Here is a 13,296-nt window from a genome sequence, read left to right as displayed (position 1 = left end):
TTGGTGGAGTCCTATTATGAAATTTAATATTTTTTGTATAATCAATAAATTTTTATATATCTTAGTAAACTTAATAACCTATAAAACGCAGATTATAATCTTAATATACTAAATAATATCAGTCAATTATAAACAATAAAAAAACAATTCTATGAAAAAAATCCTCACAACCATTATTTTATTAACGTCAATGTCTTTGATGTATGGTCAAAACAACACGTTCCCAACCACAGGAAATGTAGGCATAGGTACGGCTAATCCTTCATCAAAATTAGATGTAATTGGCAAATCTTATTTTAGTGATAATATGAAAGTCAATGCAAAAATAGAAGCCAAAGAAGTAAAAGTAACTACTACACCAACAGCAGATTTTGTGTTTGCAGAAGATTATCATTTACCAAAACTAGAAGCAGTAGAAAAATTTGTAACAGAAAACAAACATTTACCAGAAATAGCCTCAGCCAAAGAAATGGAGAAACAAGGCGTAAATGTAGGGGAGTTTCAGATTAAATTACTACAAAAGATAGAAGAGCTGACGTTATATATTATTCAACAAGATAAGAGAATGAAGGAATTGGAATTAAAAATTAATAGGTATGAGAACAATAATTAAGATATTTGTTTTATTAATTCTATTATTTTCTTTTGGATTAGTATATTCACAAGAAAGTTATGGAGGACAACCATATTTAAGTTCAATTTCGATTGATAAAAGTGGAAATAGTTATAGGAAAAAAGATGGCTCTGCAATAGAAATTGAGAAATTAAATAATTACACGTCAAAAATTTATTTTAAAAATGATGATAAAAAAATTGCTGAGGATTTAAAGAAAATAAATATTGACGAAAGAATTAATGTCTATGGAAAGTCACTAATTAAAGAAGTTAATATAGTTAATTTAAATAATAGAATTGAAAATAACGAAAGATATTTCCATATTTTTCAAATTGATTCAGAAAATGCCAAATCAATTCAAGTTTATTTTAAAAAATTTGAATTAAAAGAAGGAAGCGAATTATATATTTATGACGCAACTGGAAAAAACTATTTGGGAGCCTTCACTCAAAAAAATAATCCAATAGCAAAAGGAGAATATGAATTTGGAACTCAACCTTTATTAGGAGACAAAATATTTATTGAACTATCATATCCTAAAAATGGAGAAGTGCCAAATTTAGTATTGGGTAAAATTATTCACGGATTTAAAAATTTTTATAGTAATGGAGGAGCTTTTGGGGAGTCTGGAGCTTGTAATGTAAATGCTGCGTGTAAATTTACTGGAAATAATAATTTATCTAGAAACATCAAATCCGTTGGAGTTATTCTCCTACCTGCTAGTCAAGGATATTATGCATCTTGTTCAGGCAATTTGATGAATAATGGAAAGCAGGATGGAACGCCATATTTTATCACTGCACAGCATTGCATAGGCTTCGCAAATACAAATAACGGGAATTGGAATAACGAAATGATTACGTTATTTAACTATGAAACAAAAAAATGTTCCGATGCAGGTTCTACAGCTCCTTCAGATATTTCTAAGAATTCTGTTTTAGGAGCTGACTTATTAGTAGAAAGTAATACTTCCTTTTATGATTTTGCATTTTTGAAATTACGCACAAATAAAGATGTATTATCAAGATATGGAGTATGTTATGCAGGTTGGGATAATAGTTCTAATGCTTATCTTGCAAATACATATGATTTATATGGAGTTCATCACCCTAATGGAGATGTAAAAAAGATTTCTTTGGTTAAGAGTTTATATCCATCAAATAAAGATTATTCTCAAAATTCAATTGGAAATTTTTTAGCAGTTACGTGGAAAGATGGGATAGTTGAGCCGGGATCTTCAGGTTCTCCTTTATTTAATAGTTTCGATAGATATATTGGTAATTTATCAACAGGTCCTGGGGGAAATGTATTTAATTGTGATAATTCATTAAAATACTCAGACATTTATTATACAAATTATTCTCGATTTTCTGAAAATTATTATATGATGAGACAATGGTTAGATCCTAATAATAGTTCTATACAGTCAATTGGTCCCTATTGTCCTTCTAGTTCTATTTCTATAGGAGTGTCATATACATATGTGCCACCACCTCCGCCTTCAAATAGTGATTATACTGAATTATCAATGGATTTAAATAGATTATATGTGCATCCATCTAACACTTATGGTAAAAAAATATATACTAAAGTTTCTTCTGAAACAGGAGATCCAGTGTTGGTTTCAGAAAATTTAATCATAACAAGAAAAACTATAGATAGTGATAAAATTGAGGGAATTTACAAAATACTAAATTGTAACGAATTAAAAAGCATAAAAAGTGATGGGGTAATTAAAATGAGAAATTCTTTAAATAATAATAGTACTAAAATTCATGGTAATATTATTGGATTGGATAATGATAAAATTATTGTTTATTTAGAAGAATATAATAATAGTAATGTTGAAATCCAAAGTTATAAAATTGTAGGAGATAGCTTGGTTTATGAGAGTTATTTTAATTTTCCACAATCATATATATATAACACTAAGTTATTTTATAAAAATAATCATTTATTAATTTTTAAAAGGGATTCAGGAGAGCTTTATTCTAAGTATCTCAATAATAGTAATTGGGAAGATGGCAACACCATAAATTTTTCAAAAAATCCAGGTTATAGTTTAGGAGTTAATATAGAGATGATTGGTAATTTATTCTTTTTATCTGAAACTTGTAATGGTTGTACAGTAAATGATGGTCTGAATAAATTACAAGTTTATTCTTTTCAAAATAATTCTCCTAATTTTACTTTATTAAAAACATATACTAATTTGTATAACTCAAATGGTTCAATAGGTTTATATAATTGGAAATTATTGAATATCTCTAAAGATAAGCTAGACTTAAATAAATATTATATTAATTATTCACAAAAAATTAAATCAGGATGTTATAATAGAGTGCTTGAATTGAATTTATTAAATGATACAATAAATCATCTAAATATAAATATATCAGATTGTGTACTTAATTCCTATTTCATTAATAATAAATTCTATACTTTTTCTTCTATATATTCTAGTACCATAGGTAGTAATATTATTGTTAGAGCATTTGAAAAAGATAATAATGATGGAGTTTGGAAAATAACAAATTCAAGAATTATTTATGGATCTACTCAGTTTTCAGTTAATGATAAATACTTTTTACATCAATTGAAACATATAAAAGATATAGACACTCCGCAATTTGAAACTAACGCTCCGTATAATATATTTAACTTGAGAGAGCTAGAATATTTATTTCATTCCACTACAAAGATTGATGATAATAATTATGTAAATACGGCAGCTTATAATATGTTGAAAAATATAAATCAAAATTACTATTTAAGCGATATTAGATTTGGGAAAAATGTTTATACTAATTTAAGAAATGGAAATGTTAATAGTTATGTTTTTGATTATGAACACAGAAATCTCTTATCTAAGGGAGAACTGTCCTATGATAATAAAGTTATAATTTTATCAGATTACACCGAAAAATTTAAAAAAGATTCAGACATTACAATAGCAGGAACCTATGCCGTAGTTATGAAACCAGGCTTTTCAGTATCCTCTGCTGATAATATTGAATTTCGTGCGATTGCTCAAAAAGATATTTCTACAGCTAATATTCCCTCTTGCTCATTTACATTTGATGATATGATTAATCCGCAGTTAGGAAATTTTCAACAGCAGATGTATTTAAGGCAAAATCTATATAATACACCATATTATGGTAAGATTATATACAAGCCTACTAGTGCTATTGAGAATAAATTAAAAGGATATAGACTATATCCTAATCCTACATCTAGTATTGTTACTATAGAAACAGAAGAAGAGATGAGTAGTTTGAAGATTTTCACTATAGATGGTAAGCAAATTTTTTATAAAGATTTAATAAAAGATAGAAAAATAGAACTTGATTTGTCTCATTATCCGTCAGGTGTTTATTTTATAAACGTATATTCAAAGAAGGGAAATATTTTGGTTAATGAAAAAATTATTAAAAAATAGGAAATTTGAACTAACTGTAGTTGGGCATTATAGAATTATATATCTTAGTTTTGACTAGGCTATTTTAAATTGTAAAAAATAAAATTAATTTTTTGTAATTTAATTTTATGTGGTTTGATGAAACTTAAGTCTCACTAAAAGGAAGATTATCTATATAATCAAAACCTTCTGTATATTCAGGAGGTTTTGCTTTTCTTATTCGTTTCTAAATGTGTATTTTTGCTTTTAACAAAATTTTAATAAATGATATTTTTCTTAAAAGGAATTGTTCAGGAGCTTAGTCCTACTTACGTTATTATAGATGTAAATGGTGTGGGATATTATGTTGGGATAAGTCTTCAGACTTCTAATAAATTAACTTTGGGCAAAGAAACCTTCATCTTTACTCAGCAAATCATCAGAGAAGATGCGCATCTGCTTTTTGGGTTTCATACCAAAGAAGAAAAAGAAATGTTTAATCTGCTTATTTCTGTAAACGGAGTGGGAGCTGTTTCGGCGCTTATTCTGCTTTCTTCTTTAGATTTAAAAGACATTGCCAATGCGATTCTCAATAAAAATAGTGCGTTACTACAAAAAGTAAAAGGAGTAGGAGCTAAAACTGCCGAAAGAATTATTGTTGATTTGAAAGATAAAGTATTGAAATTCGGGACTTCTGATGAAAATATTTCTACGTTTGTAGATAATAAAGTGCGAGAAGAATCGTTATCTGCTTTAGAAGTTTTGGGCATTTCCAGAAAAATGAGCGAGAAAATTGCCGATAGAATTCTAAAACAAAATCCGGAAACCCAAACAGAAGATTTGGTGAAACAGATTTTAAAAAACTTATAATTTAAAAAACGCAAGTGAATAAAAATTTTCCACTATTAAACAATAACTTTCTTTTATTAATCTTTTTGTGCTTTTCGGCTTTGGTTTTTGCGCAACAGAAACCTATGGATAGCACTCAAATTTCCGTAAGGAAAGATTTTTCCCTTCCCAATCCTACAAGATATGAGCCTTTTTACGATGTAAAAACTGGGATGTATTATCTGTATCCAAAAATTGGGAACACAGTAGTTGGTGCGCCAATTATTTTAACTTCTAAAGAATATTCGGATTATCAGCTCAAAAAACAACTTACCAATTATTTTCAAAAAAAATTAGCAGATAATAATCTCTATAAAGAAGACCGAAAAGAAGCAGAAAAGAAAGGTTTAATTCCTGCAATTACGGTTAAAAATAAAATTTTCGAAACACTTTTTGGAAGCAACAAAATAGAAATTATTCCAAATGGTTTTGCCAGTTTTGATTTGGGCGGATTGTATCAAAAAATAGATAATCCTTTAATTTTACCTCAAAATAGAACCAATTTTGCCATTAATATTCAACAAAGAATTCAATTAGGGCTTACAGGAAAAGTGGGAGATAATTTACAATTGAAAGCCAATTATGATACACAAAGTGGTTTTGCTTTCGAAAATAGAATGAATCTTGTTTGGCAAGCAAAAGGAACTTGGAAGGATTTACAAAATAAAACTCTCGGAGATGTAAAAGATTTCAACAAAGGAGGCGAAGATAAAATTATAAAAAGAGTAGAATTTGGTAACGTAAATATGCCGCTTTCTACTAATTTAATAAGAGGTTCGGAGTCTCTTTTTGGTCTTAAAACCGAATTTCAACTAGGAAAAACGTATGGAACTTTGGTTTTGTCTCAGCAACAAGGCGAAGCAAGAAATATTGTGGTACAAGGTGGTGGCGTAATGCAGACTTTTAAAATTAATGCAGTAGATTACGAAGACAATCAGCACTATTTCTTAGGACAATATTTTGTGAATAATTATGATACTGCTTTACAAAATTATCCGCTTATAAACTCTAGAATTGCGATTACAAGATTAGAAGTTTGGGTTTTGGACCAAGGAACGGGCAATTTGCAAGAGCAGAAAACTATTTTGGGAATTAGAGATTTGGGAGAAGGAAGTTCTGGTACGCCAGATAACTCACAAAGTGGTGTTTACACTGCAATTTCTTCACTTTCTGGTGTTAGAGATGTTAATACTGCCTATAATTCGGTTAATAATAATAACTTACCTACAGCATCTGGAAATGCTTCATATCAAGACGGCGAGCATTTTATTTTTAACAGAAAAGCAAAAAGATTAAATTCTTCCGAATATACTTATAATCCTCAGTTGGGATACATTTCTCTTAACCAAAGATTAAATGACAATCAGCTTTTGGCAGTTTCATTTTCATATACACTTTCTGGTGATAGTAAAGTCTATAAAGTTGGGGAATTTTCAGAAGAAAGTCCTGTTGTTATTACGAAACTTTTGAAACCAAATGTTCTAGTAAAAACATCATCTCCAATGTGGAATTTGATGATGAAGAACATTTATTCGCTTAATGCCAATCAAATAGATTCTCAAAATTTCTTGTTGAATATTTTGTATAAAGACCCTCAAAATGGTAAAGTAAATTATCTGCCTGGAACTACTGTTGCGGATGTTAATTTATTAAGATTATTAAACTGGGACAGACTTAATGTGAATAACGATAGTCAACAAAATTCAAATGGAACTACAGGTGATGGTTTGTTTGATTTTGTAGAAGGCATTACGGTTGATTCTCAAAATGGTAGAGTTATTTTTACAAAAGCTCAACCTTTTGGTAGTTATCTTCAAAGTGTTTTAGGAAGCAATAATCCTGAATTTGTTTTTAATGAATTATATACCACACAAAAAGAACTTGCTAGGTCAAATAAATTATCTTTAAGATATATTATGGAAGGAAGATACAAAGGTTCGCAAGGAACAGGCATTTCTTTGGGTGCTATAAACGTTCCGAAAGGTTCTGTAAAAGTTACAGCAAATGGAGTAGTGCTTACAGAAGGCATAGATTATACGGTAGATTATATGTTGGGACAAGTTACCATCATCAACGAAACTGTAAAACAATCTGGGCAAGCTATTAATGTAAGTTTAGAAAATCAATTGACGTTTAATACGCAGCGTAAAACTTTTATGGGACTGAATTTAGAAAGAAAATTCAGTGATAATTTTACCGTTGGAGCTACTGTTATCAATTATTCCGAAAGACCACTTACTCAAAAAGTAAATTACGGACAAGAAGCGGTGAATAATACCATGGTTGGTTTTAACATGATGTATAACAATCAATCTCAGTTTTTAACTAGGCTTACAGATAAAATTCCTTTTATAAATACAGAAGCACCGTCTAATATTAATTTTAAGGTTGAAGGAGCATATTTAATTCCTGGACAAAATAACGGAATTAACGACCAATCTTATATTGATGATTTCGAGCAAAGTACTTCTAAAATTTCTTTGAAAGAACCTGCAATGTGGTCTTTGGCTTCAAAACCAGAAAAAAATAGCGACCCAATTTTCGGAAGTAGTTCATCGGATAATAAAGACAATGGAGATGGTAGAGGTTTGCTATCTTGGTACACCATAGACCCAAGATTTTATGGAGTTGGAGGTAAAGCGCCAAACGGAATTAATGCTGATGCGCTTTCTAATCACGCTTCAAGAAGAGTGCAAATGTCCGAATTATATAATAATAGAGATTATGTTGCAGGAGAACAAACTTTTGCCAATACTTTTGATATTACTTACTATCCAAGCCAAAGAGGTCCGTATAACTTTAATCAATTGAATGAAGCAGCGAGCCAAAGATGGGCTGGTTTAATGAGAGCCATTTCGGTGTCTAATTTTACCAGTTCTAATATTGAATATGTAGAATTTTGGATGATGGATCCTTATGCTGACGGTAAACCTCTCGGACCAAATCCGAAACTTTTGTTACAATTAGGAAACGTATCAGAAGATGTTCTAAAAGATGGAAAACTTCAATATGAAAACGGTTTGCCAACTCCTAGTACTGCATCTAAAACATCTTCTACTAATTTAGGAGTTCAGCCAGAGCAATTTCCTGTTTTGTACGCTTTTTCTACAGAAAATGAAGAAAGAACAGCTCAAGATGTTGGTTTTGATGGGTTAGATGATGCAAATGAAGCAACAAAATTCGGGACAAATTTTATCAATCCAGTTACCAATACGCCAGACCCGGCTTCAGATAATTTCTTATTTTATTTATCTAATCAGTTTCAAGGAACATTGGCGTCTTCTTTACCAGAAAGATACAGATATTTTAGAAATCCAGATGGGAATTCACAATCTAATTCTTTAGAAGTTTCTTCTCAAACACCAGATGCAGAAGATGTAAACAAAGATTATAATTTAGACCAAAGTGAAAATTACAATCAATATAACATTAGTTTATCGCAAAGCGATTTGGTGGTTGGTCAAAATAATATTGTAGATATGAAAGAAGTATCTACAACATTTCAAAACGGACAAGTTTCTAAAAACAAATGGTATTTGTTCAGAATTCCAGTGGCAAGTTATGATTTTACTACGGAAGGCTACGCTACAGATGCTGAGCAAATTCTTAATAACGTTCGTTTTTCTAGATTAATGCTTACAGGTTTTGATAATACTTCTACCATTCGTTTTGGTACTTTTGATTTGGTGAGAAGTGATTGGAGAAAATATTCAAAACAAATTTATTCTAACTCTGTACAGGATAATCAAGAAGGAACTGGATTGATAGATGATAAAATTACTAAATTTGATTTAGGAAGTGTAAATATTGAAGAAAACGCTTTAGGAAAACCACCTTATGTATTGCCTCCAGGAATTGACAGACAGGTGTTGAGTGGAAATTCTGGCGCACAAAGACAAAATGAAACTTCTCTTTACCTTAGAGCAAAAAATATTAAAAATGAAGCGAGAGGAGTTTTCAAAAATGTGTCTTTGGACATGAGAAGATTCGAGAATTTAAAATTATTCGTTCACGCAGAAGATATGAAACAAAATGTCATTACAAATAATCTTGATAAAGATGCAAAATTCTTCATCAGATTTGGTAGTGATGCTACAGACAATTATTACGAATATGAAGCTTCTTTGAAATATACGGATGTTAACGCAACTGCTGCATTAGATATTTGGCCAGATGATAATACCGTAAATCTTGAAATTCAAAATTTTGTAGATGCCAAACTAAGAAAAGACCAATCTGGAGTTGCTATTGATACTCGATATACAGATTCTGTTTATGGTGATAATAACAAGAAAATCTACGTAAAAGGTCGCCCAAGTTTAGGAAACGTTTCTACCATTATGATTGGTGTTAGAAATAATTCGGCAGATAGTAAAGATATTGTACTTTGGGTGAATGAGATTAGACTTTCGGGAATAGAAAATAAAGGAGGTTATGCTGGAACGGCAAGTTTAAATTTCAATTTAGGAGATTTTACTGTGGTAAATGCTTCTGGTGCTTATTCTACTATTGGTTTTGGTTCTATAGATCAAAAACCTTCGGAAAGAGCTCAAACTACCAATTCTGCATTTGCAATTACAACTACCGTAAACGTTGATAAATTTTTGCCAGAAAAATCAGGCATTAAAATTCCAGTTAATTATTCATATTCTCAAACTACTGAAGACCCAAAATACAATCCACTCAATGATGATGTGGAGCTGAGCAAAGACCCTAATAAAAATGAATTAAAGAAAATTGCCAGAACATATACTCAACAAAGAAGTTTAGGAGTTCTTAATATGAGAAAAGAAAGAACTAACCCGAATAAGAAACCAAAATTCTATGATGTAGAAAATATTTCTATTACAGCAGTTTATAATGACGATTTTTACAGAGATATTTATACCAAAAATAATTTCAGACAGTATTTAAAAGGAAATATTGATTATAATTTTAATTTCAAACCTTGGGTTTTGAGACCATTTAATAAAATGATTAGCGATACTGCTAAATCTTATAAATATTTGAAATGGGCAAAAGAAATCAACTTCAATATCGTGCCAACCAGAGTTTCTTTCAGAACAGAGCTTGATAGAAATTACAACGAATTAGAATATAGAAATATTGATGCGTTGCTTAATGGTAATTCAGGAACAGATTTTGATGCTATTAGAAATAGAAATTTCTATTTTGGTTGGCAATATAATGTGCAATTTGCACTTACCAAGTCTTTGAAATTAGACATTTCTTCTGCAACAAGAACTTTAAATGATAATTTGGATGTGAATACATTTACCAGATCTTCTATTTTCGAAAGTCCTTTCAGAGCGGGAAGACCAGTTTTGTATAATCACAAAATTCAGTTGAATTACAAATTCCCATTCGAAAATATACCGTATTTAGATTTTATGAATGCAGAAATTGGATACGGAATGCAATACAATTGGAGTGCACGTTCTACGGTACTTACTTCTAGTACTTCGGATAATCTAGGAAATTTGGCACAGAATACCAATAATATTAATGCTACTGGAAGTGCAGATTTTACCTCTTTCTTTAATAAATTTAATTATTTCAGAAAAGTAAACGAAATAATGTCTAAACGAAAAGCAGAAATAGATTCTCTTAATAATGCTTACACTCAATTGTATGCAAAAAAAGGAACTAAAAAAGATTTCAAGAGTTATACTTTTAAAAATAGATTGAAACCATTGCAAGCTGTTGCTTACGCACTTACTTCAATTAAACAATTTGACTTTAATTACACAGAAAATAACGGAACGGTACTTCCAGGGATTTTGTCGTCTCCTAACTTTTATGGATATGGACAAGGAATTGGAGGTCCAACTCTTGGTTTCTTACTCGGTTCGCAAGCGGATATTAGAAGATATGCTATTGAAAACAGTTGGATTTCTAGCTCTACTCTTATGACGGATGCTTATTCTCAGTTAACCAACCAAACATTTAACGGAAATATCCAGATTCAACCAGTTAATGATTTGAGAGTAGATCTTACTTTTACCAGAAATTATAATAGAAATCTTATTCATAGCAATTATAATTTATTGGTGAATGGAGATTATTCTTACCAAAGCGAACTCATTACTTTTACCAATTCTAACATTATTTTTGGTACAAGTTTTATGAATGGAGCAGATATTTATAATAAATTGATAGAGAACACTCAGATTATTTCTCAATCTTTTGGAGGAATAATTGGAACTGATGGTTATGCAGAAGGTTATAGTAAGGCAAATGCTTATGTTTTAATTCCGGCATTTCAATCAGCAATAGAAGGTAAATCTCCTTCTAAGTCAGATCCTACAAAATCAAAATTCCCAATGCCAAATTGGAAAATTATTTATTCAGGATTAAAAAATATACCTTTTATCAATAGTAAATTTTCTAAGTTTGATGTTTTGCATGCTTATACATCTACTTATACGGCAACAGGTATCCAAAGAAGTGTAGATTATTATAATTACCAAACCAATTCTCATGCAGATCCTACTTTAACAGGTAAAGATGTTAATGGAGATTATTACAATCCATATAATTTTACAACCATCGGTTATGTAGAAGAATTTTCGCCACTTTTAGGTGCAGATGTTACCATGAGAAATAATATGCAGTTCAAATTTGCATACAACAGAAGCAGATTATACACTCTAGGTTTAGTAAATACAACCCTTACCGAAGATTTAGGAACAGAATATGTAGTTGGTTTCGGATATATATTAAAAGATTTGAAACTTAAAGTAAGATTTAAAGGGAAAGAGAAAAACCTAAAAAGCGACCTTAATATAAGAGCAGATTTTTCTTTAAGAGACAATCAAACAAGAATTAGCAATATTCTTCTTGATGATTCTCAAATTACGGGCGGACAGAAATTATTCAGTTTGAAATTAACAGCAGATTACAACGTCTCTCAAAATTTTAATCTTAGATTTTTCTACGACCAAATGATGACGAAATACAAAATCTCTACAGCCTTCCCTCTTTCTACCGTTAGAGCAGGACTTACAGCTACATTTAATTTCGGTGGCGGACAAGGATTTTAATCCAATACACATATTATATAGTATAAAGAGCTAACATTTGTTGGCTCTTTTTTTATTATCAAATCTTATTTTGCAACTTTATCAAAAATCCGTATTTTTGAAAAAATAAAAATTTAAAAATGAGCACACCATCAGAACTTAAGTACACCAAAGATCACGAATGGATTAAAATCGAGGATAATGTTGCTACAATTGGTATCACAGACTTTGCACAAGGCGAACTTGGAGATATCGTTTTCGTAGATGTAGATTCTTTAGATGACGAATTAAGCGCAGGAGATGTTTTTGGAAGTGTAGAAGCAGTAAAAACGGTTTCAGATTTATATTTACCAGTTTCTGGTAAAGTAATTGAATTCAACGAAGCTTTAGAAGACGAGCCAGAATTAGTTAATACAGACCCTTATGGAAAAGGTTGGATTATAAAATTAGAAATTTCTGCTGATGTAGACCAATCAGAATTGCTTACAGCAGAACAATACCAAGAATTAATTGGATAAAATTTCATACATATTCAAAAAGATATTGCCCATTTATTGGGCAATTCTTACATATATGCTTCTCAAACCTGGCGAAGAAAACCACGAATATTGGTTTATGTTCAACGGAATAGATAAAATTCTTCATCTTTCCATCTTTGCATTCTTAGGTTTTTCTTATAAAGCTGCATTTCCAAAAGCCTCTTTTTCTATCTTTATATATATAATGATTATCTATGCATTCCTTACAGAAATTCTTCAAGAAGAAATGAAATTAGGAAGAACAATGGAATTTTTAGACATTATTGCAGATGTTTTTGGAGTGTTAATAGGATATTATATCTTCAAAAACCTTAAAAAGTACATTTAGATTAGAGTTTTTTAATTTTTATAAAGATATTTTCTTAATTTTTTTTGAAACTTTGTCTGTAGATTTTTGCTTCAAATCTCATTCTATATTTAATTTTCACTAACTTTTTTTAATTTGTATAGTTATAAAATGTTAACTCATCCTATTGTTAACTCATTGTTAATAACTTTAAATCCTGTGTATTGAATAGATTTTCAGTTGATTATAATTTTGTTTTTGCACAATTGTATATTTTTAAGCTTTTTCATTTGGAACTAGAGAAAAAAAGGGACTACTTTTGCACCACTCAAAACGAAAGAGTAGCGCAGAGAAACATTGAAAACAAGCCAAGACCAGACAGCTAAAATTTTTAAAAAAAGATTTGGCAGAAATGAAAAAGTTACTATCTTTGCAGTCCCAAACAAAAAGGGAGAGAAGAAGTAGTAATAGAAATTAACGGGACGAATTTAAGTCAATCTAATTTAGAAATAGTGAGACTGAAGGTTCTGGAAATAAAAACAATT

6 protein-coding genes are annotated in these 13,296 nt (G+C 30.0%); all 6 read left to right on the top strand.

Going from position 1 to position 13,296, the window contains the following annotated elements:
• Window positions 1–151 precede the first annotated feature (151 nt).
• The 6 genes from QM746_RS00030 to QM746_RS00005 all read left to right on the top strand — a co-directional run bounded on the left by QM746_RS00030 (window position 152) and on the right by QM746_RS00005 (window position 12,793).
• Complete coding sequence (locus tag QM746_RS00030) at window positions 152–613, top strand: hypothetical protein (protein ID WP_414982337.1); 462 nt, start codon at window positions 152–154, stop codon at window positions 611–613.
• A complete protein-coding gene (locus tag QM746_RS00025; RefSeq protein ID WP_414982336.1) occupies window positions 597–4,058 on the top strand; it encodes a T9SS type A sorting domain-containing protein in 3,462 nt (1,153 codons plus the stop codon). Before QM746_RS00030 ends, QM746_RS00025 begins: the two co-directional genes overlap by 17 nt.
• 243 nt (window positions 4,059–4,301) lie before the next feature.
• Complete coding sequence (ruvA, locus tag QM746_RS00020; protein WP_374364852.1) at window positions 4,302–4,886, top strand: Holliday junction branch migration protein RuvA; 585 nt, start codon at window positions 4,302–4,304, stop codon at window positions 4,884–4,886.
• 104 nt (window positions 4,887–4,990) lie between these two features.
• On the top strand, window positions 4,991–11,947 hold the full coding sequence (gene sprA, locus QM746_RS00015; protein ID WP_414982335.1) for a cell surface protein SprA: 6,957 nt from the start codon (window positions 4,991–4,993) through the stop codon (window positions 11,945–11,947).
• A gap of 119 nt (window positions 11,948–12,066) precedes the next feature.
• Window positions 12,067–12,444, top strand: a complete 378-nt coding sequence (gene gcvH, locus QM746_RS00010; protein WP_414982334.1) for a glycine cleavage system protein GcvH — start codon at window positions 12,067–12,069, stop codon at window positions 12,442–12,444.
• Window positions 12,437–12,793, top strand: a complete 357-nt coding sequence (locus QM746_RS00005) for a VanZ family protein (protein WP_414982333.1) — start codon at window positions 12,437–12,439, stop codon at window positions 12,791–12,793. Before gcvH ends, QM746_RS00005 begins: the two co-directional genes overlap by 8 nt.
• The last annotated feature ends 503 nt before the right edge of the window (window positions 12,794–13,296 follow it).

The sequence above is a fragment of the Cloacibacterium sp. genome (assembly GCF_047601505.1).
Classification (GTDB): Bacteria; Bacteroidota; Bacteroidia; order Flavobacteriales; family Weeksellaceae; genus Cloacibacterium.
Note: the sequence above shows the minus strand (reverse complement) of the source record. Positions and strands in the feature narration are given on the sequence as shown.

What these genes read in the sequence shown, in the direction of transcription:
- QM746_RS00030 (WP_414982337.1), top strand. Translation starts at nt 152, where the DNA reads ATGAAAAAAATCCTCACAACCATTATTTTATTAACGTCAATGTCTTTG.
- QM746_RS00025 (WP_414982336.1), top strand. Translation starts at nt 597, where the DNA reads ATGAGAACAATAATTAAGATATTTGTTTTATTAATTCTATTATTTTCT.
- ruvA (WP_374364852.1), top strand. Translation starts at nt 4,302, where the DNA reads ATGATATTTTTCTTAAAAGGAATTGTTCAGGAGCTTAGTCCTACTTAC.
- sprA (WP_414982335.1), top strand. Translation starts at nt 4,991, where the DNA reads ATGGATAGCACTCAAATTTCCGTAAGGAAAGATTTTTCCCTTCCCAAT.
- gcvH (WP_414982334.1), top strand. Translation starts at nt 12,067, where the DNA reads ATGAGCACACCATCAGAACTTAAGTACACCAAAGATCACGAATGGATT.